This window comes from Nocardia aurea, assembly GCF_003123685.1.
Lineage (GTDB): Bacteria > Actinomycetota > Actinomycetes > Mycobacteriales > Mycobacteriaceae > Nocardia > Nocardia aurea.
The window spans coordinates 393531-419556 of sequence record NZ_QCYJ01000127.1; the positions used below are offsets into that span (position 1 = coordinate 393531).

Sequence of the window (26026 nt, forward strand, 5' to 3'; positions counted from 1 at the left end):
TCCCGCAATGTTTTCGCAATCCATGGACGTGCTGCTCATCGAATCACGGTTCCGTAAGTAATTGCCCACACCGTGATAAACGGATCAAATACGCTGACGCCATCGTTGTCCATACAATCTCCGACATCTCCCGCACCCTGTGAAGTACCTGCACCAGCCAGGGCACCTACCGCACCGGCGGGCCACGGGACCGGGTTCGGGCATATTCCCAGCAACGCCGCCGCGGCCTGTCGGTCGACCGGTACGGTCACCACATGTCCATCGTCGGATCGCCTTCCACGACAGTTCGTTCTCGTCCGGTCGCCGTCGCGTCGACGACGCGGCCGAACGTCGTGGGATATTCGCCCGCGCCGCATCCCGGCTACCGACAGTGATCCACGCCGGACACCGATGCCGCGCTCCCCGCGGGGTCCAGACACGGGGTACGGATTCCGAGAAAGAATTGGATTCTGCCCGGATGAATCCCGGAATCGACACGGAACATCTGGACGTCGAGGCTGAAGCAATCGCCGGAGTCCGGATCCCGCAGATGCATGTGCGGACTGTCGCGCCCGTATGTGGTCCCCCCGGCCGCCCACATCCGCCGGAATTCCGGATATTCGCCCAGTTCGGCCAGCAATTCCGCGGCCCACTCGGTGTCGCCGGATTGCCCGATGAGCCCGCGCAGCCAGTCCACGGTCATCGCGGCTTCGCGCTCCCACTCCACCATCACCCGGGTAGACAACTCGTTGCCGAAGAACCAGCGCAGCATGTTGCCGTCGTCGACCAGACCGGAGAACGCGCGCGCGTAGGAGTCGTTGCAGGACAGAATGTTCCATCTGGTATCGAGGTAGCATGCCGCGTTCGGCTCGTGCACGGCCAGCCCGTTGCGCATGTCGTCGCTGATCTGCGCGCGCAGTTCCTCGACGCCGGGGAACCGGTCTTCGGCCAGACCCGCGAGGTCGAACAGATGCCTGCGTTCGGCGTCGCCGAGCGGGCTGATCCGGTCCAGATATCGAATCAGCGCGTCGACCACCGCCCTGGTCGGATGATCACGATCGCCGCCCTCCAGATGCGTGATATAGCTGGAGCTGACGCCGGCGGCAAATGCTAGTTTCTCCCGAGATATGCGCCGTTCGTCCCTGAGTCGTCGCAGCAACCCCCCGAAGGTGGGCGGTCGCAATAGATTCCCTACGCCGACATCCGTCGTTTTGCGTGGCACAGCAATCCGCTCCTATGAAACTGTAGACGTATCAACGATTCGAGCACTTCACCATGAATAACAGGACGAGCCCTCCCCGACCTCATCGTTGCGGGAAAGACCGGGCGGCACCTGGCTCCAATCGTCAACTATGCGGGCACCTGCCCATAGCGACTGATATTAAACGATATTATTTCTTTATATTAGTAGGACTCGCGGTATGTTGGCTACATCACAGCAAAGATCTTGTTCGTGAATCGGATGATGCCACAGCGGCATTGGACCCCGGGCAGTTCCGGTCGAGCCCATAGCAACCCCGCGCCGGAATGTCGCGGCGGCGCGCCGCCGACACGCAGACGGATGACACGTCCACGACGGCACGGAAGCCGAGCGGGCGACACCGCCCGCGAGCCGCGCACACCCCCCGGCACACCGGACATCACGTCACGAACAGAAATTCGATCAATTCGATCCGCGGAAAACCAAGACAGTTACTGCTGTACGGAAATATCGTCGAATGAATAAACCGACCGACCAGCTAATCGATGGAAAAACGATTCACCGGGCCGCACGCCGCCCCGCGCGGCGGCCGAGCGACCACCCCGGATCGGGTCCCGAGGGCCTCCGGATGCCCCGCGGTCCGTGTTAACAAATATTAAGCGTCCGAGAAGCCCCGGTTTCCAAAGCATCACCGCCAAGCCCCCGATACAGCCACTCGGGACGGTATTTCTGCCGGTCAGGGCATATCCCCCCTGGTCGCGTCGACATGTGCGCCGAATCGGGCGCCGCGCGCAATGACCATGAGGTTGCGCCGATCTCACAACTCACCGAGGGCCCGAGCGCGCTGTGAGAGATTCGTTTGGCCGCGGGTGCCGACCTCCTTAAAGTCGGTGCAACAGCCCAACTCAACTGCTCGAAGGGGGCGTCGTGGTTAATTCACGCACTCGGAATTCCGGACCCTCCGGTGGGGCGGGTCTGCCTTCCTCGAACGCGGGTGACGCATTGCTCCGCTTGGGAAAGTATTTCCAGATCGGCGAGGTCTCGGCCGATCAGCGCAGCCTGCACAAGGTCGGCGGGCGCGGAGCCGACGAGTTCTACCGCGATCGCTGGGCGCACGACAAGGTGGTGCGCTCCACCCACGGCGTCAACTGCACCGGTTCGTGCTCGTGGAAGATCTACGTCAAGGACGGCGTGATCACCTGGGAGTCGCAGCAGACCGACTATCCCTCCGTCGGTTCGGACAAACCCGAATACGAGCCGCGCGGCTGCCCCCGCGGCGCGTCCTTCTCCTGGTACACCTACTCTCCGGCGCGGGTCCGCTACCCGTATGTGCGCGGTGTGCTGCTCGAGCTGTACCGGGAAGCCAAGGAGAAGGTCAAGGATCCGGTACTGGCCTGGGAGGCCGTCGTCGAGGATCCGGAGAAGGCGGCGCGCTACAAATCCGCGCGCGGCAAGGGCGGATTCGTGCGCGCCGAATGGTGGGAGGCCGCCGAGATCGCCGCGGCCGCGCACGTGCACACCATCAAGCGTTACGGACCCGATCGGGTCGCGGGCTTCTCGCCCATCCCGGCGATGTCGATGGTCAGCCATGCCGTCGGCGCCCGCTTCATCTCACTGCTCGGCGGCTCGATGCTGTCGTTCTACGACTGGTACGCCGACCTGCCCGTCGCCTCGCCCCAGGTGTTCGGCGACCAGACCGACGTGCCCGAATCGGCGGACTGGTTCGACGCGGGTTACCTGATCATGTGGGGTTCCAACGTCCCGGTGACCCGAACCCCGGACGCGCACTACATGACCGAGGCGCGGTACCGGGGGCAGAAGGTCGTCGTGGTCTCCCCCGACTACGCCGACAACACCAAGTTCGCCGACGAATGGGTGGCGGCGCGGCCGGGAACCGATGCGGCACTCGCCATGTCGATGGGCCACGTCATCCTCAAGGAATTCTTCGTCGACCGCCCGACCCCGCGCTTCCTCGACTACATCAAGCGCTACACCGACCTGCCGTATCTGGTCTGCCTCGATGATCCGCAGGGCTGGGACGCCGACGGCAACTATCACCACGACGGCGCGCTGGCCGGTAAATTCCTGACCGCCGCCGATCTGGGACACACCGACGAGGGCGCGGCGCACAAGCCGGTGCTGCTCGACCAGGCGGCGAACCCGGTGGTGCCCAACGGTTCCCTCGGCCACCGGTTCAACGAGGCGGACGCGGGCAAGTGGAATCTCGACCTCGAAGGCGTCGACCCGCTGCTGAGTCTCTACGACGCGCCCGAGCGCGGCTCGATGGCCGTGCGCCTGCCGCGTTTCGACACCGATACCGCAGGCGTGCTGGTGCGCGGTGTGCCGACCACGACGGTCGCCGGCAGGCGGGTCACCACGGTCTTCGATCTGCTGCTCGCGCAGTACGGCGTCGGGCGCGACGGACTGCCCGGCACCTGGCCGACCGGCTACGACGACGCCTCCGAGCCGTACACCCCGGCCTGGCAGGAGACCATCACCGGCGTTCCCGCCGTGCAGGCCGCGCGGGTCGCCCGTGAATTCGCCGACAACGCCGAACGTTCCGGCGGCCGCTCGATGATCCTGATGGGCGCGGGCACCAACCACTGGTTCCATTCCGACCAGATCTACCGCGCCTTCTTCACCCTGACGCTGCTCACCGGCTGCCAGGGCGTGAACGGCGGCGGCTGGGCGCACTACGTCGGACAGGAGAAATGCCGTCCGGTCACCGGGTGGTCCACCCTGGCCTTCGGTCTGGACTGGCAGCGTCCGCCCCGGCAGATGCAGGGCACCGTGTTCTGGTACCTGACCAACGATCAGTGGCGCTACGACCCGTTCACCTCGCAGTCGTTCGCCTCCCCGCTGGGCAAGGGCTCCTTCCGCGGCCGCACCGCCGCGGACAATATCGCGCTGGCGAGCAGGCTCGGCTGGATGCCGACCTACCCGACCTTCAACCGCAATCCGCTCGATCTCGCCGACGAGGCCGAGGCGGCGGGCAAATCGGCGGCCGACTACGTGGTCGACGGACTCAAATCCGAAGACCTGCGCTTCGCCTGCGAGGATCCCGACGCACCGGAGAACTTCCCACGCTGCCTCACCGTCTGGCGGGCGAACCTGCTCGGCTCGTCCGGCAAGGGCAACGAGTACTTCCACAAACACCTGCTCGGCGCGGATTCCAATGTGCAGACCACCGACGCCACCGGTGTGCGCCCGCAGGAACTGGTGTGGCGGGACAAGGCGGCCACCGGAAAGCTGGATCTGCTGCTGTCACTGGACTTCCGGATGACGAGCACGACGCTGTTCTCCGATATCGTGCTGCCCGCGGCCACCTGGTACGAGAAGCACGACCTGTCCTCCACCGATATGCACCCGTTCGTGCACGCGTTCTCCGCGGCGATCTCGCCGCCGTGGGAGGCGAAAACGGATTTCGACGCCTTCCATCGCATCGCCCGCGGCGTCGCGTGGATGTCGGAGAAACATCTCGGCAAGCGCAAGGACATCGTCGCGGTGCCGTTGCAGCACGATTCGCCCGACGCCCTGGCCCAGGCGGGCGGCAAGGTGCTGGACTGGAAAGCGGGCGAGTGCGAGCCGATTCCGGGCAAGACCATGCCGAAGATCGTGGTGGTCGAGCGTGACTACCCGAATATCGCGGAGAAGATGGCGGCTCTCGGGCCGCTCGTCGAGACACTCGGCCTGACCACCAAGGGTGTGACCACCTACCCCGAGGCCGAGGTCACCTACCTGGCCGGGATGAACGGCACCGTGGTGTCGGGGATCGCGCAGGGACGGCCGTCGCTGGCCAAGGACACCCACGCGGCCGAGGCCATCCTCGCGCTGTCGGGCACCACCAACGGCAGACTGGCGGTGGAGGGTTTCGAGGCGCTGGAACGGCGCACCGGCACCAAACTGGCCGATCTGGCGGCCGAACACGAGGGTAAGCGGATCACCTTCGCCGACACCCAGGCCAGGCCGGTTCCGGTGATCACCTCGCCGGAGTGGTCGGGCAGCGAGACCGGCGGACGGCGCTACTCACCGTTCACCATCAACACCGAACGGCTCAAGCCGTGGCATACGCTCACCGGCCGTCAGCATTTCTACCTCGACCACGACTGGATGGTCGAGCTCGGCGAACAGATGCCGATCTTCCGGCCACCGCTGGATATGACAGCCCTGTTCAGCGAACCCGGTGTCGGCGACGTCGGAGCCAACGGCGTCACGGTGCGGTACCTCACGCCGCATTCCAAGTGGTCCATCCATTCGGCCTACCAGGACAACCTGCACATGCTGACGCTCTCGCGCGGCGGTCAGTCGATCTGGATGTCGGATAAGGACGCGGCGAAAATCGGTGTGGCCGACAATGATTGGATCGAGGCGATCAACCGCAACGGTATCGTCGTCGCCCGCGCCATCGTGTCGCACCGGATGCCGGAGGGCACCGTCTTCATGTACCACGCCCAGGACCGCGCCGTCGACGTGCCGCGTATCGAGGGCACACCGGAGGTGGGCGCGGCGCGCGGCAAACGCGGCGGCATCCACAACGCGCTCACCAGGATCATGATCAAACCCTCACACCTCATCGGTGGGTACGCCCAGCAGTCGTTCGCGCTGAACTACCACGGGCCCACCGGAAATCAGCGCGACGAGGTCACCACGATTCGTCGCCGCAGCCAGGACGTGGAGTACTGATATGCGTGTTATGGCACAGCTGGCCATGGTGATGAACCTGGACAAATGCATCGGCTGCCACACCTGCAGCGTCACCTGCAAGCAGGCGTGGACCAACCGCGGCGGCACCGAGTACGTCTGGTTCAACAATGTGGAAACCCGTCCCGGACAGGGTTATCCCCGCCAGTACCAGGACCAGGAGAAATGGAAGGGCGGCTGGACGCTCACCAAGCGCGGAAAGCTGACCCTCAAGTCGGGCTCCCGGTTCAAGCGCATGCTGAACATCTTCGCCAATCCCGATATGCCGACGGTGTCGGACTACTACGAGCCGTGGAGTTACGACTACGACAATCTGCTGTCGTCGCCGCCGATGGACACGGTGCCGGTGGCACGGCCCAAATCGCTGATCACCGGCGAGGACACGCAGGTCACCTGGGGCGCGAACTGGGACGACGACCTGGGTTCGGGTCCGGAGCAGGTCGGCAAGGACCCGCTGCTGTCGCGGTTGTCGGACCAGGTGAAACTGGAGTTCGAACAGACCTTCATGTTCTACCTGCCGCGCATCTGCGAGCACTGCCTCAATCCGTCGTGCGCGGCCTCGTGCCCGTCCGGCGCGATCTACAAGCGGGCCGAAGACGGCATCGTGCTGGTCGATCAGGACAAGTGCCGTGGTTGGCGGCAATGCGTCACGGCGTGCCCCTACAAGAAGATCTACTTCAACCACAAGACGGGCAAAGCGGAGAAGTGCACCTTCTGCTACCCGCGCGTGGAAGTGGGAATTCCGACCGTCTGCTCGGAGACCTGCGTCGGACGGCTGCGCTACATCGGCGTGATGCTCTACGACGCCGACAAGGTGCAGGAAGCGGCCTCGGTCACCGAGGACGCGGACCTCTACCCGTCGCAGCTCGGCGTTTTCCTCAACCCGCACGACCCGCGTGTCGTCACCGAGGCCGAACGGGCCGGGATCTCCCCGGAATGGATTCAGGCCGCCCAGGATTCGCCGGTCTACAAGCTGATCGTCGACTACCAGATCGCGCTGCCGCTGCATCCGGAATACCGCACCATGCCGATGGTCTGGTACGTGCCGCCGCTCTCACCGGTGGTCGACGTGCTGTCCGAGACCGGACACGACGGCGAGAACGCGTCGAATCTGTTCGGCGCCATCGACGCACTGCGTATTCCGGTGGAATACCTCGCCGAATTGTTCACCGCCGGTGACGTCGGACCGGTCCGCGCGGCGCTGCAACGACTCGCCGGTATGCGGGCGTTCATGCGATCGGTGAACCTCGGCGAGGAACCCGATCCGAACATCGCGCCCTCGGTGCGGCTGGAACCGGAGGAGATCGAGGCGCTGTACCGGCTGCTGGCGATCGCCAAATACGAACACCGGTACGTGATCCCCAACGGCGCGGGTTCGCAGGCGCATCAGCTCGACGCCCTGGCCACCGGATGCAGCCTCGACACCGACGGCGGACCGGGAATGACCGCCTTCGATCAGATGGTGGAGAAATTCCAGCTCACCGATAACAACGGCGCCGCGCCGGAGGAGAAGTCGAACCGGATCAATCTGCTGAACTGGGACGGCAAATCCACCTCGGGCCTGCTGCCCACCGCCGAGTCGACAAACGGCAACGGCGCCAACGGCAACGGCAGCAACGGCGCTGCCGGGAACGGCTCGACGGACCATGCCGGCAACGGCGCCGCGCATGGTCCGTCGGCTGAAACCGTCGTCCCCGCCGCCGACGTGGTGCCACGATGACCCGCCGCGTCGGCGGCCTCCGGGCCCTCCGCCCCGTCGACGGCGACGGAGTGTCGCGATGAGCCTGCTGAAGATCCGCCGCCGTCCCGAACCGACGATTCCGATGTCGGACCGCGACCGTCGCCTGGTGTGGAGACTGGCCGCGCTGCTGCTGGACTACCCGTCCGCCGACCTGCTCGCCATGCTCGACGAATTGAGCGGCGTGACAGCGCAATTGCCCGAACACGTGCGCACACAGATCGACCGCCTGCTGACGCATCTGCGCGTGACGCCGCCGATCGAACTCGCGGCGAGCTATGTCGAGACCTTCGACATGCGCAGACGCGCGAGCATGCACCTGACGTTCTACGCCTTCGGCGACACCCGCAAACGCGGGATGGCGCTGCTGCGTTTCAAGCACGCCTACAAACACGCGGGCGTGGAACTGGGCGACGAGGAATTGCCCGACCACCTGCCGGTGCTGCTCGAATTCTCCGCGACCGTCGACCCGATCGGCGGGGAACGCCTGCTCGGCGAGCACCTGCCGGTGATCGAACTGCTCCGACTGTCGTTGGCGGACAGCGGTTCTCCCTACGCCGGCGTGCTCGGCGCGGTCACCGCGACGATGCCGCCGCTCACCACGGCCGACCGGCGGCGTATCGCCGAACTCGCGGCCGAGGGCCCGCCGGAGGAAGAGGTCGGACTCGATCCCTTCGCGATGGATCCCACGATGTTCGCCCAGTCGGAAGGCCGACGATGAATTACACCCCGCACCTACCGACCGAACTGTGGCTGATCCTGCCGTACGTGGCCTTCACCTCGTTCGTACTCGGTCACATCTGGCGCTATCGCAACGATCAATTCGGCTGGACCACACGGTCTTCGCAGATCTACGAGAGCAGGCTGCTGCGCCTGGGCAGTCCGCTGTTCCACTTCGGCATGCTCGGCGTCTTCGGCGGACATGTGCTCGGCGTGCTGATCCCGGAATCGTGGACCGCCGCCGTCGGCATCTCCGAACACGCCTATCACGTGATCGCCGTCGGCGCGGGGTCGATCGCCGGCCTGTCGGTGCTGGCGGGCGTCGGGATCCTGCTGTACCGCCGCCTGACCGTCACCGCGGTACGCAAGGCGACCACGACCAACGACAAATTCATGTACGTGCTGCTCACCGCCGCACTCGTCTCCGGCCTGCTCAATACCTGGGGCAGCAACCTGCTGTGGGGCACCTACAACTACCGCGAATCCGTATCCCCCTGGTTCCGTAGCCTTTTCAGCCTCAACCCGAGCCCGGAACTGATGGTCGACACCCCGTGGACCTTCCAGCTGCACGGACTGGTCGTGCTCACGCTGGTGGCGATGTGGCCCTACACCCGGCTGGTGCACATGTTCAGCGCGCCGATCGGCTATTTCACCAGGCCCTACATCGTGTACCGGCACAAGCAGTCCGACGCGCCCGACACCCGCCGCTACGCGCGGGCCTGGGATTCCCCGGTCACGCCCGAACGCTGGCGCTGACGAACCTACGACATGCCCGCCCACCACCTACGGTGAGCGGGCATTCGTCGTTCAGGCGTTGTCGTAGGCGTCGCGCAACACCTTGATATCCAGTTTCGACATCGTCCGCAGCGCGGCCCCCGCCGCGGCGCTCTTGACCGGATCGTCGCCCATCATCAGTTCCGGCAGTCCGGCCGGGACAACCTGCCAGGACAGTCCGAATCGGTCGGTGAGCCAGCCGCAATTGCCGGGCTCGCCGCCTTCGGTGAGCGCGTCCCACAGCCGGTCGACCTCCTCCTGGGTGTCCACGACCAGCTGGATCGAGACCGCGTCGGTCAGCGAATGACCGGGGCCGCCGTTCATCAGGGTGATCGCCTGACCGTCCAGATCGATGGTCACGATGAAGGCCGAACCGTCGGGGTGGCGCGCGATATCGACGATGCGGGAATTGGGCACCAGTTCCACGTAGCGGCGGGCGGCCTGCTCGGCTTCGGACTCGAACCAGAGGAAGGTGTTGACGGACATGATGTGCTCCTTCTGAGGTGGTGATGACCTGCTGTCACCCTTCGGTCGGAACCACCGCGCCCCGCTCGACATATCTCGGCAGAAATTTCCGAAGTTTTTTCTCGATACCGAAATTCCCTGGTCGGACCGGGTCCGGAACCATCGACTACCTCTTGGCGGGCAGCGATCTGGCATAGGCTACGCCGCGTTCGACCCATTCGCGCAGCGCCGCGTCCGCCTCGACCGCCTCGGCGCTCACGCGCAGCCAGCCGTCGATCTCACGTCCGCCCATGACCATCGACCGCACCCCTTCGCCGTCGAGCAGATCACCGGTCCGGCCGGGATCGACGCGCACCATCAAACCGCCCTCGCCACTGGCCGCGACCGCCATATTGCCGCCTACCAGGAATGCCAGGCCGCCGAACATCTTCTTCTCGGTGAACTCCGAAGCCGGACCGACGAGCTCCCGGACGCGCTCGGCGCGTTCTTCGTCATATGCCATGGTCACCAGTGTGGACCCGGGCACCGACACGTACTAGACGCCGAGCGCGGAGGCGAACATCGGCCAGGAACGGTGGACGTCGTCCTGCCAGTACGGCCAGGCGTGGGTGCCCGCGGCGCGCATGTCGACGGTGGCCGGTATGCCCAGTGCGGCGAGCCGGTCGGCGAGCGGTCGGGTGCACCTGCCGACCACCGTCTCCATGACCCCGCCGACCAGGACCCGATCCAGCAGCGCGCCGGGATTGCCGCCGATGCCGGGCGCGCCGAAGGTGTCATGCGGACCGGGCAGTCCGTTGCCCGCCGAGATGTAGAGCGCTTTGCCGCGCAGCCGGTCGGCGTGCAGCACGGGATCGTTCTCCGCCCAGGCCGGATTGTTCAGCGCACCCCACATATTCGCGGCATTGCCGCCGAACAGGGCGAGCTCGGATTGGATGAGCAGTTGCCCGGCCACGTCGCTGGTGCGCGCGCAACCGCTGTAGGCGCCGACGGCCTGATACAGCTCGGGCGCGGCGATGGCCAGGTTCAGCGCGGAGGTCGCCGACATCGACAGCCCCGCCACGGCGTTGCGCCCGGTCATCCCGAAACGCTCGTCGAGCAGCGGGGGCAGCTCCCTGGTCAGGAAGGTGGTCCACTTGTTGCGGCCGAGCACCGGATCGTCGGCGATCCAATCGGTGTAATAGCTCGCGCGCCCGCCCATCGGCACGATGACGTTCACCGGTTTGTCGGCGAAGAAATCCTCCACATCGGTCCGGCGCGGCCACGGCCCGCCGTTCTCGCCGCCGTCGACCGCGTTGAGCAGGTACAGCGCGGGCGCGCCCGCGCCGGGATGCGACATCCACAGGGTGATGGGCCGGTTCATGGCGGCCGAATACACCACCACCTCGAGTTGACGCCCGCCCAGCGGACGGACCTCGACGATGCCGGATCCCGGGTCGGCCGCCGCGACCGGCGGCCACACGAGCGCGGCGAAGGCGGCGATGACGGCGATCGAACAGCTCACGAGCCGATGCATGATTCGAGTGTCCCGCAATACCCGCCCGGCCGGTGTGTTCGTCGTGTTTCGCGTACTCACCGGGCGTGTTCGGCCGGAAGCGCACGTTTCGCCGTGAATTCCCCGCAACGGTGCATTCGACTCAAGGGGCCGGCACGACCGTCTTCAACACGTCGTCGAGGTCGGTCGCGCCGACGCCGAAGGTGTCGCGTAGCGCCGAATCGTCGACGAGGAATGTCCGGTGCGACATGTGATAGGTCTCGAACACCTCGATCCAGAACGGATCACCGAGTCCGAGCAGGGTCAGTTCGCGGTCGGTCATGACCTCGAGTGTCGGCGGCTCGACGCCCGCGAGAGCGGCCAGCCTGGTCGCCAGCTCGCGGACGGTCGAGGTGATGATCGGGGCGTGCCACGCGCGACCCCAGGCCCGGTCGTCACCGGCGACGGCGACGAGCGCGGCCGCCGCGTCGGTGATCGCGGTGTAGGAATGCGGAAGGTCCACCGCCTGCGGGACGAGCGCGAGCCGCCCGGACAATACATTGGACTGCACCATGAGCGAGAACACCGAAACCGCTCCCGCACCGAGGAATTGGCCTGCCCGCACCTCCGTCACCCGGACCCGGCCCGCGCGATGGGCGGCTTCGGCCTCGTGCCACATTCGTGCGCGAACGGCGCCCTTCGGCCCCTTCGCCGCGAGCGGCGCGTCCTCGGTCAGCGGTCCGTCGACCGGACCGTAGCCGTACAGGTTGCCCAGCATCACCAGATCCGCTCCCGCCCGCTCGGCTGCCGACAGGATCGCGCCGAACAGCGGCGGAACAGCCTCCGGCCAGGTGTGATAGGCGGGCATCGCGGTATTGAAAACGGTCGCGGCGCCCCGTGTCACCGCGGCGAGCGCGGTGGCGTCGGCGGCGTCCAGAGCCACTCGCTCGATATTCGGGTGGTCGGGTCCGGTGCCGCTGCGACTCACCACGCGCACCCGCTCTCCCCTGTCCGCGAGCAGTAGCGCGGTGGCCGACGCGGTGCCGCCACGACCGACGATGACATGCTCAGTCATGTTGATTCCCTTCTGGGACAATATGTTTCGTACATCGGCGCGGTCCGCCGATCCCGTGTCATCCACCCTGCCGCGTCGCCGACGGGTAGGCTAGTGGCCGCCTTGCCACCTATCCCAAGGATCCGGCCATGAAATCCGTCGCCGTCGTCGCCGTCCCGCCCGTGAAGACCTTCGACCTGTCCATGCCGCACACCCTGCTCGGCTCGGTGACCGTCGACGGCGAACCCGGCTATTCGGTGACGGTCTGCACCGCCGAACCGGGGGTGGTCAGCGCAGGCATCGGCGGCTTCGACGTGGTGGTGCCGCACGGCCTGGAGGCGCTTGACGCGGCCGACACCGTCATCGTGCCGAGCACCGGAGCGCGCGGCACCGCCGATCCCGCCACCGTCGCCGCGTTGCGCCGCGCCCTCGATCGCGGGGCACGCGTCACCTCGATCTGTAGCGGCGCTTTCGTTCTCGCCCAGGCCGGACTACTCGACGGACGCGCCGCGACCACGCACTGGGGTCTGGCCGACGAACTGAGCGCGCTGTATCCGGAACTGACCGTCCGCACCGACGCGCTGTTCATCGAGGACGGGCCCGTCACCACCGCCGCGGGAGCAGCGGCCGGAATCGACCTGTGCCTGCATCTGATTCGCACCGATTACGGATCGAGTATCGCCAATGCCGCCGCCCGCCTCGCCGTCGTGACACCGGTGCGCCCCGGCGGCCAGGCCCAATTCGTCGACACCGCGCTGCCACCGGAGAACGGACTGTCACTGGCGTCCACCAGGGAATGGGCCATGGGCAGGCTCGACACTCCCCTGTCGCTGGACGAACTCGCGCATCACGCGCGCACCAGCGTGCGCACCCTGACCCGCCGATTCCACGAGGAGACCGGGATGAGCCCGCAGAAATGGCTCACCCACCAGCGCGTCCACCGCGCCCGCGAACTCCTGGAATCCACCACCCTGCCCATGGACCAGGTGGCGCGATACTGCGGACTCGGCTCGGCGGAATCACTGCGCCAGCACATGATTCGCCACGTCGGACTGTCACCGAGCGCCTACCGGACCTCGTTCACCCGGTCGCCGCGCCACGCGGTGTAGCGCGTGGCGACCGGTACGTCAGAGAACCCGGATCCGCGTCAATTCAGCCGCGGCGGTGCGGTATCGGTCGGCGATCAGCCGGACGACGGCCGGGTGCACGCCGATGGGTTCGGCGACGCCGTCCGCGCCCGACTCGTGCAGACGCTGCTGGAACAGGCCGTGCGCCAACAGGTACGAGGCGATGAACACGCGGCGCGCGCCCGACGCCCTGAGATCGGCGACCACCTCGGGAACGCGAGGGGTTCCGGTCGCGACGTAGGCGATCCGCACCGGTGCGCCGAGGTGTTCGGCGAGCAGGGCCGCCGAGCGCCGGACATCCTTGCGCGCCCTGGCATCCGACGATCCGGCGGCGGCCAGGACGACCGCGTCACCGCGCTGCCACCCCGCGGCACGAAGCCGCATGGTCATGACGCGCGCCAACGCCGGGTCGGGGCCCATCGCCCTGGTGACCGCGACGGCGGGGTGTCCGCTCTCCGCGACTTCGCGCGGCACGTCCTGGTAGACGTGGTAGCCGGAGGCGAGGAACGCCGGAACCACCACGGCGGGAACCGATCCCGCCGTCGCTTCCAGATCGCGCAGCACTTCCGAAGGCGAGGGACCGAGCACGTCGACGAACGCCGTGCGGACCACGAGCGCCCGGGTCGTCGCCCACTCGCCGGCGGGCTCCGCTCGCGCGGTCAGTTCCCGTGACACCGCTTCGGCCAGCGCGGCGATCATCTCGACGCCCCTGGTGCTCCTGGTGCCGTGTGCCACCAGAACCAGGGCGGGCGCGGTCACGACTCCGGCCCGTCGACGCAATTCCGTCCCGCTCGTCGCGCCGTCATGCCGACCAGCTCCCCATCGACTGGACGTAGCGCGATGCCCGGGCGGGCGTGTTCATACCGGGCAGCGGGGGGCGCGCCCCGTCCAGCTGACGCGGGAAGTTGTCCGGGCATTCGACGGCGTCCAGCGCGAGCCGATAGCCGCGTTTGACCACGGTCTGGATGGCCTTGGGGGTGCCAAGGCCCGCACGCAACCGCGCGATGGCCGTCTCGACCGCGTGGGTGTCGTCGCCGCCACCGGGCAGCGCCGCGAGCAGATCCTCGCGGGACACGACCCGGCCGGGCTGGCGGGCGAGTGAACGCATCAGGGCCATCGGCGCGGGCGCGAGCTGGCGCACCACACCGTCGACGACGACGCAGCCGCCGCGCACGCTGATCTGATGACCGGCGGCCTGGATCCGGTTGGCGCGCCGCGGCAATTCCTCCGCGACGTGGCGGGCGAGCGCGCCGAGCCTGGCCCTGGCGGGCATCGACGTCGGCACGCCGAGTTCTTCGAGCGGAGCCGCGGTGATCGGTCCGACGCAGGCGGGCAGCACCCGGCCGCGCAGGGCGTGCAACACACCCTCCAGCAGTCCGGTCTCCTTGGCGCGCATCAGCATCGACGCCACGGCGGGCGCGCTGGTGAAGGTCACGCAATCCAGATTCGCGGTGACGATCGCCTCGATCATCTGGTCCATCGGACCTTGATCCACCGGCGGGATCCAGCGGTAGACCGGCACCGGCACCACATCGGCGCCCGCGCAGCGCAGCACCTCGCAGAAATCCGGAATCGGTTCCCATTCGGTGGTGGCGCCGTGCAGCTGGACCGCGATGCGCACCCCTTCCACGCCTTCGGCGAGCAGGTGGTCGAGCACCTCGGCGGAGGACTCCGAGGCGGGCGACCACTCCTCGCGCAGTTCGGCCGCGCGGATGGCGCCCTTGGCCTTGGGGCCGCGGGCGAGCATCCGGTTACCGGCGAGGGTGGTGCGCAGCTCTTCTGCCAGCCCCCAGCCCTCGGCGGCCTCCATCCACCCGCGGAACCCGATGCCGGTGGTCGCGACGGTGATCTTGGGCGGATCGGACACGAGCTGGCGGGTGACCCGCTCGAGCTCGGTGTCGTCGGCCAACGGAATGATGCGGATCGCGGGGGCCGAGACGACCGTCGCGCCCCGTCTGGTCAGCAGCGTGGCGAACTCATCGGCACGTCGCGCTGCCGTGATGCCGACCGTGAACCCGGCGAGACACGCGCCCGCGTCGATTGTCGTCATGGGTGTTCATCCGTCCGAGGATTCGAGCCCGGACGCCACCGGCTCATTGGATACCGAAACGATGCCGTCGTCCACACGCACCGCGTACACCGGCAGCGTTGCCGACTCGTCGTCGAGGCACCGGCCGTCGAGCAAGGAGAACGCCTGCTTCAGCAGTGGCGATGCGACGACGGGAATCCCGCCGCGATCACCGACGATCCCACGCGACATCACCGCGGCCCGGCCGATCGGATCGATATTACCAACGGCGCACACGGTACCGTCGGTCAGTAGGAACAGGGCGGCCTGCCGGCCACCTTTCAGCAACACCGCGACGCCGCGGCCGGGAATCAAGTAGTCGAGTCGGCACGCCTGTGTCCAACCCGTGGCCGTGGCCTGCGAAATGCTGGGTGTATCGATAACGGTCATCGGGTTCCTCCTCCGAACGCCTGGTTCATTGGTACCGGCGTCCTGTTTCCACGCGGTTAAGCGCTCATTTCCCGTGCGTGGCTGTGGTGGATCCCACACCCGCCGCGACCGGGATCTCCGGCAGGCCGAGCAGCACCGGCACCTTGCGTTCGCCGCTGTCGTCGAACGAGATGGTCGGGTCGCTCTCCTCGGGAGCGTTGACGAAGGACACGAAGCGCGACAGCTTCTCCTCGTCGTCGAGAACGGCGGCCCATTCGTCGCGGTAGCCGTGGACGTGGGCGGCCATCGCGGCCTCCAGATCGTCGGCGATTCCCAGACTGTCCTCGCACACGACCTGCTTGAGGTAGTCCATGCCGCCCTCGAGCGCCTCCTGCCACGGCGCTGTGCGCTGCAGGCGGTCGGCGGTGCGGATGTAGAACATCAGGTAGCGGTCGATGTACTTGATCAGGGTCTCGTCGTCCAGATCGCCCGCGAGCAGTACCGCGTGCTTGGGGGTGAGGCCGCCGTTGCCGCCGACATAGAGGTTCCAGCCGTGCTCGGTCGCGATGACGCCGACATCCTTGCCCCTGGCCTCGGCGCATTCGCGCGCGCAACCCGAAACGGCGAGCTTGAGCTTGTGCGGGGACCGCAGTCCACGGTAGCGCTTCTCCAGCAGGACGGCCATGCCGACCGAATCCTGCTGGCCGTAGCGGCACCAGGTGGAGCCGACGCAGCTCTTGACGGTGCGCAGCGATTTGCCGTACGCGTGGCCCGATTCCATGCCCGCGTCGACCAGGCGCTTCCAGATCAGCGGCAACTGTTCGACGCGCGCGCCGAACAGGTCGATGCGCTGGCCGCCGGTGACCTTGACGTAGAGGCCGAATTCCTTGGCGACCTCGCCGATGGTGATGAGCTGTTCGGCGGTGACCTCGCCGCCCGGCATCCGAGGCACCACCGAATAGGTGCCGTTCTTCTGCAGGTTGGCCAGGAAGTGGTCGTTGGTGTCCTGGAGCGCGGCCTGCTCGCCGTCGAGGATGTGATCGCTCGAGGTGGAGGCCAGGATGGAGGCGACGGTCGGCTTGCAGATATCGCAGCCGGATCCCTTGCCGTGCTTGGCGATCAGGCCGGAGAAGGTGCGGATTCCGGTGACCTGGACGATCTGGAACAGCTCGGCGCGCGACTGCGAGAAGTGCTCGCACAGCGCCTTGGACATCTCGACGCCGGACTGTTCGAGCAGCTTCTTGAGCATGGGAACGCAACCGCCGCAGGAGGTTCCGGCGGAGGTGCAGCTCTTGACGGCGGGCACGTCGCAGGCGCCTTCGGCGATCGCGCCGCAGATCGCGCCCTTGCTGACGTTGTTGCAGGAGCAGATCTGCGCGTCGTCGGGCAGCGAGTCCGCGCCCAGTTCCGCACCGGCCGGCGAGATCAGCGCGGCGGGTTCGGCGGGCAGCGGACGGCCGACCAGCGGACGCAGCGCCGAGTAGGCGGTGGCGTCGCCGACCAGGATGCCGCCGAGCAGGATCTTCGCGTCGTCGGAGACGACCAGCTTGGCGTAGGTGCCCTTGGCCGCGTCGTGCAGCACGACCGACAGCGCGCCCTCGGTGACGCCGTGCGCGTCGCCGAAACTCGCCACGTCGACACCGAGCAGCTTCAGCTTGGTGGACATGTCCGCGCCGGGGAATTCGCCCGCGCCGCCGAGCAGCCGGTCCGCGACGATTTCCGCCGTGGTGTAGCCGGGGGCGACCAGGCCGTAGCAGACGCCCTCGACCGCGGCGCATTCGCCGATCGCCCAGATGTGGGGATCGGAGGTCTGCAAACCGAGATCGGTGATGATGCCGCCGCGCGGGCCGACCTCGATACCGGATTCCCTGGCGATCTCGTCACGCGGACGGATGCCCGCCGAGAACACCACCAGCGAGGCGACGATCTGCGAGTCGTCGGACAGCGTCAGCTCGAGTTTGCCGTCGTCCAGTTTCTCGATCGAGGAGGTGCCGACACCGGTGTGGACCTCGAGTCCCAGATCGGTGACCAGCTTCTCCAGGATCGCGCCGCCGCCCGCGTCGATCTGGGCGGGCATCAGCCGCTCGTTGTATTCGACGACATGCGGGATCATCCCGAGCAGGCGCAGCGCGTTGGCCGCTTCCAGCCCGAGCAGACCGCCGCCGATGACGACGCCGTGCGCGCCCGGCCCGGCGGCCTCGGCGGCCGCCCTGATGCCGTCGAGATCGTCGAGGGTGCGGTAGACGAAACATTCCGGCAGGTCGTGCCCCGGCACCGGCGGCACGAAGGCGTAGGAGCCGGTCGCCAGGACCAGCGCGTCGTAGGCGATGGTGTCGCCCTCGGAGGTGGTGACCTTGCGAGCGTCGCGGTCGATGGAGATACCGCGCTGGCCGAGGCGCAGCTCGACCAGGTCGTCGCCGGCGTACTCATTGCCGGGCAGGGCCAGCGCGGCAGCGTCCCAGGTGCCGACGTAGGCCGAGAGGCCGACGCGGTCGTAGGCGGGAAGCTGCTCCTCGCTCAGGACGACCACCTGCCACTGGCCTGCGTCGTCGCGGGACCGGAGCGCTTCGACGAAGCGGTGACCGACCATGCCGTGGCCCACGACCACCGCGGTTTTGCGTTGCGTCGGATCGACGGTGGGGTTCATGAGTGTCTCCGTACTGGTGCGAATGTCAGGCGCGAGCCGACGAATTGGTGGACGGTGCGCTGTCGGCGTGTTCGGCCTGTAGGACCAGCGACTCGGCCTCGACCACGACATCGGAGTCGGTGGACCGGCTGCTCGATGTCGGCCTGCGCAGGAAGACCGCATAGGTCACCACGGCGCAGGCGACGTAGAAGGCCATGAAGACCCAGAACGCGGTGGTGGCGGAAGCGGTCGACGAGTAGGACGAGCGCAGCACCAGGTTGATGCCGACACCGCCGAGTGCGCCGATCGCTCCGACGAAGCCGATGAGCGCGCCGGAAGTGTTCTGCGACCAGGCCGCCTGTGCCGCCGCGGTGGCGTCCAGGCTCTTGCTCTTGGCGTCGAAGACCGACGGGATGATCTTGGTGACCGAGCCGTTGCCGATACCGGAGAGCACGAACAGCGCGATGAATCCGACGACCAGCATGGTCATCACACCGCCGGTCGGCACACCCTTGTTGCTGTCGCCCATGGTGCTCGCGACACCGACGACCACCGCGGCGGCCATCATCGCGCCGAAGACGTAGAAGGTGACGCGGCTGCCACCGATGCGGTCGGCGAGCTTGCCGCCGTAGGGCCTTGCGAGCGAACCGAGCAGCGGGCCGATGAAGGCGATCTGCGCGGCGTGCAACGCGGCCTGCGCGGCGGTGTCGCCACCGGCCTTGAAGCTGATCTGGAGCACCTGGCCGAAAGCGAAGCTGTAGCCGATGAACGAGCCGAAGGTGCCGATGTAGAGGAACGCGATCGCCCACGACTGCGGCACCTTGAGCGCCGTGATCATGTAGGACAGGTCGGCCTTCTGGTTCTTCAGGTTGTCCATGTAGAGCGCGGCGCCGACACCGGCCAGCGCGACCAGCACCAGGTAGATGGCGCAGATCAGCGAGGCGTACTGGTTGCCCAGGGTCGCGATGACCAGCAGACCGATCAACTGGATCACCGGAACGCCGATATTGCCGCCGCCCGCGTTCAGGCCGAGCGCCCAGCCCTTGAGCCGTTGCGGGTAGAAGGCGTTGATATTGGTCATCGACGAGGCGAAGTTGCCGCCGCCGAGGCCGGCGAACGCCGCCACGATCAGGAACGTCGTGTACGAGGTGCCGGGCTGGTTGATGAAGTACAGCGTCAGCAGCGTCGGGATCAGCAGCAGCGCGGCACTGAAGATCGTCCAGTTGCGTCCGCCGAAGCGCGCGGTGGCGACGGTGTACGGAATGCGCAGGATCGCGCCGACCAGCGTCGGCACCGCGACGAGGAAGAACTTGCCCGCCGGATCGATGCCGAATTTGTCGGTCGGCATGAACAGCACCATCACCGACCAGATCGACCAGACCGAGAACCCGACGTGCTCGGCGAAGACCGACCAGATCAGATTGCGCTTGGCGACATCTTTACCGCCCGCCTCCCAGGCGTCGACATCCTCGGCATCCCAGTGCTCGATGTTGCGGTTACGCGTCAGCGTGCTCAACAGGGCCTCCCAAAATCGGTTAGCCCAACGGTAGGAAACAGGTATTGCCGAAATGCTGCGCGAAATGACCGCTGAATCAACGGTTGCTCACGTTTACCCGAAACCCGAAGTGAGTTCCGGGTCTATGTTTCAACGATGTGACACAACGGTTTCCGTCGGTGACAAAGAGCCGATCTCGCAATAAAGCGACGGTGAGGTGTGACGCGCACGACCCTTTCGGAAAAGAATGGCCGCTTCCGCACGACCTCGCAACTCGAGTTGTGAGGTTCTTTTCTCGGTCAGGCCCAGCCGTCCTCGAGAACGCGCGGCCTGCACGCCTGCCACGCGCCGACGAGCAGCACCAGCACCGCGACGCTCAGCATCGCGAACGGCGCGAGCCAGCCGCCCGTCGCGGTGTGCAGAGCGCCGAACAGCAGCGGCCCCGCGCACGCCACGGCGTATCCGATGCCCTGGGTGAAGCCCGACAGGGCGGCCGAACCGCGCGCGGTGCGGGTGCGCACGTTGATCAGCGTCAGCGCCATCGGGAAGGTACTCGGACCGAGTCCGAGGATCACCACCCACAGCACCGTCGCGCTCATCGGGGCGATGAGCAGTCCGGCGAAGGCGATGAAGAAGAAGGCGGCGAAGAGCACGACGAACGGGAAAGGATTGCGGAACCGGGCGACGATGGTCGGCGCGGTGAACGCCGAGACCAGCCCGACCAGGGCGAACAGCCCGACCATGGTGCCGCCGAAACCGTCGCTCGCCCCCGCCTCGGCCAAGATCCGAGGCAGCCAGGCGAACATCGCGTAGGTGGTCAGCGAGGTCATGCCGAACATGGCGGCCATCCCCCAGGCCAGCGGCGAACGCCAGACCCGGCCTCGCACCTCGGGCTCGGCGCCCGGCAGTGCCGTCTCGTCCACCACGTCGCGCCCGCGCCGCACCCGCAGCACACCGATCCACGGGAGCGCGGCGGCGAAACCGAGCACGGCCCACAATCCCAGCGAGATCCGCCAGCCGTGCGCCTGCGCGACCGGCACCGCGATCAGCGCGGGCACGACGGTGCCCAGTTGCACCATGGTGATGTACAGCGAGCTGATCACCGCGAGACGGTCGGGGAAATAGCGTTTCACCAGCGGCGGGATCACCACGTTGCCGATACCCATCCCCGCGAGGGCGAGCCCGGAGAACAGCAGCAGTTCGCCGGTGCCGCCGACGAGGGCGCGGATCAGCATGCCGAGTCCGGCCAGCACCATGGCGGTCAGCGCGGTGCGCTCGAGGCCGATCCGGCCGACCAGGAACGGGGCGATCAGGCCGGAGAGCGCGAACATCGCGGTCGGCACCATGCCGAAGACGCCGATGATCGCGGTGGAATATCCGATGTCGTCGCCGATGCGCTCGGCAAGGGGACTGAACGCCGTGACGGCGACCCGGAGGGTGAGCGCCGACATCACGATCGCGGTGAGTACAAGGAGCCGACCCTCCGCGAGCGCGCGCCTGCGCGGCTCGACGGAGGTCTGATCCGGGCGCGCCGTGGTGTCGGTAAGGGTAGCTGTCACCGACAAATCATAGGATGACCCGATGATAGGAGGCAACGTATTTGTGATGGGCGGTACTCTGATGCGGTGCAACCAGTCCGGCGCACCAGCCTCATCGCCCAGGTAACCGAGCAACTGCGTGCCGAAATACGTTCGGGCCGTTGGTCTATCGGCTCCCGCATCCCCACCGAACCGGAGCTCACCGAGCTCACGGGCACGGGGCGGAACACCGTGCGCGAAGCCGTCCAGGCCCTCGTCCACGCGGGCATGCTGGAACGCCGTCAGGGTTCGGGCACCTATGTGATCGCGATATCCGAAGTCGGCGGCACCCTCGCCAAGTACTTCGCCGACGCGGAGGAACGCGACGTCCTCGAACTACGCGAGGCGCTCGACACCACCGCGGCGGCCCTGGCCGCCCGACGCCGCGACGACAACGACATCGCCACCCTCGAGCGCCTGCTCGAGGAACGCGGCCGTCACACCTGGGGCGAGGGCAACCCCGCCGCGATCGCCGCGGACGTCGCACTGCACCGGGCGATCGTGGTCGCCAGCCACAACGCGGTGTACCTCGAGTTCTACGACTCGCTGCTGCCGACCATCGAGCAGGTGATCCGCTCGCGCACCGCCAAATCCGACGACTCCTACAACGCGGAGCATCAGGAACTGGTGCAAGCTGTCATAGACGGCGACGCCGAGAAGGCCGCGCAGGCGACACGGTGCTTCCTCGGATCACTCATCGCCGAGTACCCCGAGCCGCGCTAGGACCGACCGGTCGCGCATCAAAAATCGACGTAACCAACAGGTCACCGAACGCAATTCGACCGTGTGAGTCGAATTTGCCGGGAACGCAACGGAAGGCCATCGGCGCGCAACAACCAACTTCTACGTTTGTCTCGACCGTAGCGAGGCAATCGAGAGGGAGCCGATGACTGCCACAGTAGCTACCACCGGACAACAGTCGGAAACGCAGGCGTTCGAGCATCAGACTCGCGGACGCTGGCTCGATAAATGGGAACCGGACAACACCGAATTCTGGGAATCGGGCGGTAAGAAGACCGCGCGAAAGAATTTGATCTTCTCGGTTTTCGCCGAGAACCTCGGATTCAGCATCTGGGTCATCTGGGGCACCGTCGTCACCAGCATGGGCCTGGCCGGATTCGACTTCCTGGCCGGTCTCGGCAAGGGCAACCCGACCGCGGTGAGCAACGCGCTGCTGCTGACCTCGACCCCGACCCTGGTCGGCGCCGCGCTGCGAATCCCGTACACCTTCGCCATCCCGAAATTCGGCGGACGAGCGTTCACCGCGTTCAGCGCGGCGATGCTGCTGATTCCGACAATCGGCTTGGCCTATTTCGTCAACCAGCCCGAAACCCCGATGTGGGTATTCATGGTGCTGGCGGCGCTGGCCGGTGTCGGCGGCGGCAACTTCTCGTCGTCGATGGCCAATATCTCCTTCTTCTTCCCCGAAGGTAAAAAGGGCGCGGCCCTCGGCATCAACGCCGCGGGCGGAAATCTCGGCGTCGCGCAGACCCAGCTGGTGCTGCCGCTGCTGATCACCCTCGGCACCCACATCATGGCCAAGGACGCCGCGGGCTACCGCTTCGGCATCACCCTGTCGGTCCTGGTCTGGATCCCGTTCATCCTCGTCGCCACCTTCGGCGCCCTGCGCTACATGGACAGCATCGGCACCGCCAAATCCGACGGCAAGTCCTACAAACTGGCGCTGACCAACCGCCACACCTGGATCATGTCGTTCCTCTACATCGGCACCTTCGGATCCTTCATCGGCTTCTCCTTCGCCTTCCCCACCCTGATCAAGGCCAACTTCCCCGACCTGGCCAAGATCGGCTGGATCACCACCCTGGGCAACCTGGCCTTCCTCGGCGCCCTCGTCGGCTCCTTCAGCCGTCCCTTCGGCGGCTGGGTCTCCGACAAGGTCGGTGGCGCCAAGATGACCGTCTTCGTCTTCGGCGGCATGTCGGTGGCGGTCGCGCTCATCATGGCGGCGCTGGAGATGAAGAGTTTCCCGCTCTACCTGGCCGCGTTCCTGGTGCTGTTCATCCTCACCGGCATCGGCAACGGCTCCACCTACCGCATGATCCCGTCCATCTTCAGCGCGGAAGCCAAGAAATACGCCTCCGAACACGGCATGGACATCTCCGAAGCCACCGCCTCGGCCCGCAGGCAGGCAGGCGCCGCCATCGGCGTCATCGGAGCGATCGGCGCCTCCGGCGGCTACGTCCTCCAGCAGGCACTTCGCCTGTCCAACATCAACTTCGGCAGCATGACCCCCGCCTTCTGGGCCTACGCCGGAGCCTTCCTGGTAATGGCCGGAGTCACCTGGTTCTTCTACCTCCGCTCCAGCTTCGCCACCGGCCGCATCTCTTCCCTGGCCTACGCGAACGTGTAATCCCCACCACCCCCCATCGCCGAACGCCGCCCGGAGATTCTCCGGGCGGCGTTCGGCGTCCACGGCAACCGATGCCCAACACGCGGATCCCACAACTCGCCGCTGTATCCCGGACTCGTGGCACGACGCCCCGGAAACCACCGGCGCCGAACCGGCGCGACAAGGGACCGCTCCCACAGCGAACCCCACGCACACCAGGTCGACGACGACCGACCTCACCCGAGTATTTGCCGCCCCTAGCCTGGATTACGACCATCCGGCAACCCATGGGCATCCGAAATACATTGCGACACAGGCAAGTAAACAGCTATCACGATCTTGCACGAATTCTGGACGGACCTTCTCCGCCAAGGCACACTTTGAGGGACACCAAGTTTCGGCGGGGACGGCCGAACCGGGGGCGAGGGGCAGACACACCATGAGAATTCGGCCGCGACGTCAGCTTCTCGACCTGTGGCGAGCCGTACTCGCCCACTCCTACCGAGACGGAGAATGGGTCTGGGGCGGACGCGATGGCAGTAACTCGATCAGCGACGCCGAACAGCTTCTGTGTCTGCTGTATCCCGCGACCGAGATCGAAGCCTTCAATCTCGATCAACCCGACAACATCGCCTCCGACACCCAGAAGTCCCTCGGATTGTTCGGCGAGGAGACCAGGATCGGCCGCAGACTCGTCGAACTCGTCGATGAATATCTCGACCGCTACACCGACCCCGACGGTCGACCCGTCTTCGCCGCGGACACCTACATGCATTCCGACATCGACGATGATCCACCGACGGACGCCCAGCGCGGTCTCGAGGTCGTCGACTCCTTTTCGATGTCGTTGAGTCTCTGCCTCGCATCCCTGCGCTTTCTGCGTGGCTTCCAGAGATTCGTCGACGGTGAGGTGCGTTTGGAGGCCAAACACCTCAGCGAGAAGATCCCCGTTGTCGCGGGAAAGGTCTCCACCCGGCTCACCGCGGCCATGGTCGGCTTGTTGCGCAGTTTCGTGATCCACACGCCGGCCGTGAAATCACCCGACGGTCGCGAGATCCTGCGAACGATCAACCAGAACAGGGACCGCGAAGCGATCGTGCTGGAGCAGTTGGCGGCAGTGCTGGATTCGCTGCGTGTGCGCACCGCGAGCGAGGTGCGCCTCGCCCAAGCCGCTCCCGAGGTCACCGGTACCGACATCTTCGATGACAAACTACTGTTCGAATGCGGATGGGCGTGGGGCATCGCCGACACCGCCGCGGCGATCGAGGTCGCCTCACCCTTCGTAGGCACCGCTCCCGGTTATGCCACGACGCGCCCCTATCTGTATTTCACCGCGGTCGCACTCGACGGCATCATCGACCTGTCCTCGCAGCGCATCCGCGAGTCGGATCTACTCACAGGGGAACAACGCAGGCTCGCCGACGCCTTGCAATTGCGCTCCGAACTGGCGCGCAGCTACTGGTCCACCGTCGCGCGTTTCGGCAGCGGCCGATGGCCCCTGGAAGACATCCCGTGGCGCACCTCCGACGGCGAGGAATCCGACTATTTCAGCCTGGTGGTCACCGCCATCGTGATCCAGGATCTGGTCTACCGCGACAGCACCGACGATCTCCCCCGCACCATCGCGGTGGCCGATCAACTCGCCAGGCGCGCCCGAATCACCAGCAGGGTGACCTCGTCCGACCCCGCCGCGTCACTGCACTATCCAGGCGTCCGACTACGCTTGGAAGGCAGCCAGGCCGTCGGCGGACCGCTGATGTATTGGCACGTACCGGATTTCGTCACCATGATGCTCAAACGGTGTCTGCAGGCCGCTCGCCTGCGCACCAGTGTCGAATTGCGCGACCAACTGATGATCTTGGCCGAAGCCGCCATGGACCACCTGGAACGGTGCCAGATCAAACAGGGCCAAGGCGTCGGATTGTGGGACGCCCCCGCGTGGATGTTCGGTGAAGAGGCCGGGGTATCGGTGCCACCCGGCCCGTCGTGGTTCGTGACCGAAAGAGTGATGGAATGCCTCGTGGTCGCGCACGGCACCTTCCGAAAGTCCTCGCTGGCACCGGATTCCATGATCACGCGTGCGGTCGACCTGTTGAGCGAGGCAGATCATCTGCTGAATCAGGAGGAACTCGAAGTCGAGGGCGGTGATCTCTCACCCCGCCAGGCCACCATCAATCGGATCCGCCATTCGCTCGATAGAGCCCGCACCATTCTGCGCGAACGGCCCGGCACCGCGTACAGTCTCGCGACCGTCGCGTTGACCCAACTCGACGAACTGGCCTACGCGCGTCATGACGCGGCCAGGTAGGCG

Annotated in this window: 19 protein-coding genes; 8 read left to right on the plus strand and 11 right to left on the minus strand. The window is 66.6% G+C overall.

Annotated features, from left to right (window positions below; genetic code table 11):
• Nucleotides 1-361 precede the first annotated feature (361 nt).
• Nucleotides 362-1138, minus strand: a complete 777-nt coding sequence (locus DAT37_RS30715) for a helix-turn-helix transcriptional regulator (RefSeq protein ID WP_232840093.1) — start codon at nucleotides 1136-1138, stop codon at nucleotides 362-364.
• A 1044-nt stretch (nucleotides 1139-2182) separates the two neighbouring features.
• Between DAT37_RS30715 and DAT37_RS30720 the strand changes: the two genes are divergently transcribed.
• Genes DAT37_RS30720 through narI form a run of 4 tightly spaced genes read left to right on the plus strand, consistent with a single transcriptional unit; the run spans nucleotide 2183 to nucleotide 9095 of the window.
• The gene (locus DAT37_RS30720) at nucleotides 2183-5863 is read left to right on the plus strand and encodes a nitrate reductase subunit alpha (RefSeq protein ID WP_232840094.1); all 3681 of its coding nucleotides are present in this window, start codon (nucleotides 2183-2185) and stop codon (nucleotides 5861-5863) included.
• A 1-nt stretch (nucleotide 5864) separates the two neighbouring features.
• Nucleotides 5865-7601 carry a nitrate reductase subunit beta gene (gene narH / locus DAT37_RS30725; RefSeq protein WP_109528343.1) on the plus strand — a complete coding sequence of 579 codons (1737 nt, stop codon included), beginning with the start codon at nucleotides 5865-5867 and terminating at the stop codon, nucleotides 7599-7601.
• 58 nt (nucleotides 7602-7659) lie between these two features.
• Nucleotides 7660-8340 (plus strand): nitrate reductase molybdenum cofactor assembly chaperone, encoded by a 681-nt coding sequence (narJ, locus tag DAT37_RS30730; RefSeq protein WP_109528344.1) that lies wholly within the window; start codon nucleotides 7660-7662, stop codon nucleotides 8338-8340.
• Nucleotides 8337-9095, plus strand: a complete 759-nt coding sequence (gene narI, locus DAT37_RS30735; protein WP_109528345.1) for a respiratory nitrate reductase subunit gamma — start codon at nucleotides 8337-8339, stop codon at nucleotides 9093-9095. Before narJ ends, narI begins: the two co-directional genes overlap by 4 nt.
• A 51-nt stretch (nucleotides 9096-9146) precedes the next feature.
• Here the strand turns inward: narI and DAT37_RS30740 are convergent, their stop codons facing one another.
• From DAT37_RS30740 to DAT37_RS30755, 4 genes are all read right to left on the minus strand, one after another.
• On the minus strand, nucleotides 9147-9599 hold the full coding sequence (locus tag DAT37_RS30740; protein WP_109528600.1) for a VOC family protein: 453 nt from the start codon (nucleotides 9597-9599) through the stop codon (nucleotides 9147-9149).
• Nucleotides 9600-9744: 145 nt separating this feature from the next.
• Nucleotides 9745-10080 (minus strand): TfoX/Sxy family protein, encoded by a 336-nt coding sequence (locus DAT37_RS30745; protein WP_109528601.1) that lies wholly within the window; start codon nucleotides 10078-10080, stop codon nucleotides 9745-9747.
• A 33-nt stretch (nucleotides 10081-10113) separates the two neighbouring features.
• Nucleotides 10114-11091, minus strand: coding sequence for an alpha/beta hydrolase (locus tag DAT37_RS30750; protein WP_109528346.1), 978 nt, complete (start codon nucleotides 11089-11091; stop codon nucleotides 10114-10116).
• Between the two features lie 121 nt (nucleotides 11092-11212).
• Nucleotides 11213-12124, minus strand: coding sequence for an NAD-dependent epimerase/dehydratase family protein (locus tag DAT37_RS30755; protein WP_109528602.1), 912 nt, complete (start codon nucleotides 12122-12124; stop codon nucleotides 11213-11215).
• 128 nt (nucleotides 12125-12252) lie between these two features.
• Here DAT37_RS30755 and DAT37_RS30760 point away from each other — a divergent pair, with 128 nt between their 5' ends.
• Nucleotides 12253-13212, plus strand: a complete 960-nt coding sequence (locus tag DAT37_RS30760; protein WP_109528347.1) for a GlxA family transcriptional regulator — start codon at nucleotides 12253-12255, stop codon at nucleotides 13210-13212.
• 18 nt (nucleotides 13213-13230) lie between these two features.
• Here DAT37_RS30760 and DAT37_RS30765 read toward each other — a convergent pair whose 3' ends face one another.
• From DAT37_RS30765 to DAT37_RS30790, 6 genes are all read right to left on the minus strand, one after another.
• Nucleotides 13231-13989, minus strand: coding sequence for a sirohydrochlorin chelatase (locus DAT37_RS30765; RefSeq protein ID WP_109528348.1), 759 nt, complete (start codon nucleotides 13987-13989; stop codon nucleotides 13231-13233).
• 43 nt (nucleotides 13990-14032) lie between these two features.
• Nucleotides 14033-15280, minus strand: a complete 1248-nt coding sequence (locus DAT37_RS30770) for a uroporphyrinogen-III synthase (RefSeq protein ID WP_109528349.1) — start codon at nucleotides 15278-15280, stop codon at nucleotides 14033-14035.
• Nucleotides 15281-15286: 6 nt separating this feature from the next.
• A complete protein-coding gene (gene nirD / locus DAT37_RS30775; RefSeq protein ID WP_109528350.1) occupies nucleotides 15287-15688 on the minus strand; it encodes a nitrite reductase small subunit NirD in 402 nt (133 codons plus the stop codon).
• Between the two features lie 64 nt (nucleotides 15689-15752).
• Nucleotides 15753-18314 (minus strand): nitrite reductase large subunit NirB, encoded by a 2562-nt coding sequence (gene nirB / locus DAT37_RS30780; protein WP_109528351.1) that lies wholly within the window; start codon nucleotides 18312-18314, stop codon nucleotides 15753-15755.
• Between the two features lie 25 nt (nucleotides 18315-18339).
• Nucleotides 18340-19812: a nitrate/nitrite transporter gene (locus DAT37_RS30785; protein ID WP_109528352.1), complete on the minus strand. Its 1473-nt coding sequence runs from the start codon at nucleotides 19810-19812 to the stop codon at nucleotides 18340-18342.
• Nucleotides 19813-20087: 275 nt separating this feature from the next.
• On the minus strand, nucleotides 20088-21347 hold the full coding sequence (locus tag DAT37_RS30790) for an MFS transporter (protein ID WP_109528353.1): 1260 nt from the start codon (nucleotides 21345-21347) through the stop codon (nucleotides 20088-20090).
• 66 nt (nucleotides 21348-21413) lie between these two features.
• Between DAT37_RS30790 and DAT37_RS30795 the strand changes: the two genes are divergently transcribed.
• From DAT37_RS30795 to DAT37_RS30805, 3 genes are all read left to right on the plus strand, one after another.
• A complete protein-coding gene (locus DAT37_RS30795; protein ID WP_109528354.1) occupies nucleotides 21414-22088 on the plus strand; it encodes a FadR/GntR family transcriptional regulator in 675 nt (224 codons plus the stop codon).
• Nucleotides 22089-22251: 163 nt separating this feature from the next.
• Entirely contained in the window at nucleotides 22252-23736 is a 1485-nt protein-coding gene (locus DAT37_RS30800; protein ID WP_109528355.1) for an MFS transporter, read from the plus strand.
• 418 nt (nucleotides 23737-24154) lie between these two features.
• Nucleotides 24155-26023, plus strand: coding sequence for an SCO2524 family protein (locus DAT37_RS30805; protein ID WP_109528356.1), 1869 nt, complete (start codon nucleotides 24155-24157; stop codon nucleotides 26021-26023).
• The last annotated feature ends 3 nt before the right edge of the window (nucleotides 26024-26026 follow it).

Coding starts and splice junctions, on each gene's coding strand:
- DAT37_RS30750 (WP_109528346.1), bottom strand. CDS start 11,091: ATGCATCGGCTCGTGAGCTGTTCGATCGCCGTCATCGCCGCCTTCGCC.
- DAT37_RS30800 (WP_109528355.1), top strand. CDS start 22,252: ATGACTGCCACAGTAGCTACCACCGGACAACAGTCGGAAACGCAGGCG.
- DAT37_RS30760 (WP_109528347.1), top strand. CDS start 12,253: ATGAAATCCGTCGCCGTCGTCGCCGTCCCGCCCGTGAAGACCTTCGAC.
- nirB (WP_109528351.1), bottom strand. CDS start 18,314: ATGAACCCCACCGTCGATCCGACGCAACGCAAAACCGCGGTGGTCGTG.
- narI (WP_109528345.1), top strand. CDS start 8,337: ATGAATTACACCCCGCACCTACCGACCGAACTGTGGCTGATCCTGCCG.
- narJ (WP_109528344.1), top strand. CDS start 7,660: ATGAGCCTGCTGAAGATCCGCCGCCGTCCCGAACCGACGATTCCGATG.
- narH (WP_109528343.1), top strand. CDS start 5,865: ATGCGTGTTATGGCACAGCTGGCCATGGTGATGAACCTGGACAAATGC.
- DAT37_RS30755 (WP_109528602.1), bottom strand. CDS start 12,124: ATGACTGAGCATGTCATCGTCGGTCGTGGCGGCACCGCGTCGGCCACC.
- DAT37_RS30745 (WP_109528601.1), bottom strand. CDS start 10,080: ATGGCATATGACGAAGAACGCGCCGAGCGCGTCCGGGAGCTCGTCGGT.
- DAT37_RS30805 (WP_109528356.1), top strand. CDS start 24,155: ATGAGAATTCGGCCGCGACGTCAGCTTCTCGACCTGTGGCGAGCCGTA.
- DAT37_RS30740 (WP_109528600.1), bottom strand. CDS start 9,599: ATGTCCGTCAACACCTTCCTCTGGTTCGAGTCCGAAGCCGAGCAGGCC.
- nirD (WP_109528350.1), bottom strand. CDS start 15,688: ATGACCGTTATCGATACACCCAGCATTTCGCAGGCCACGGCCACGGGT.
- DAT37_RS30770 (WP_109528349.1), bottom strand. CDS start 15,280: ATGACGACAATCGACGCGGGCGCGTGTCTCGCCGGGTTCACGGTCGGC.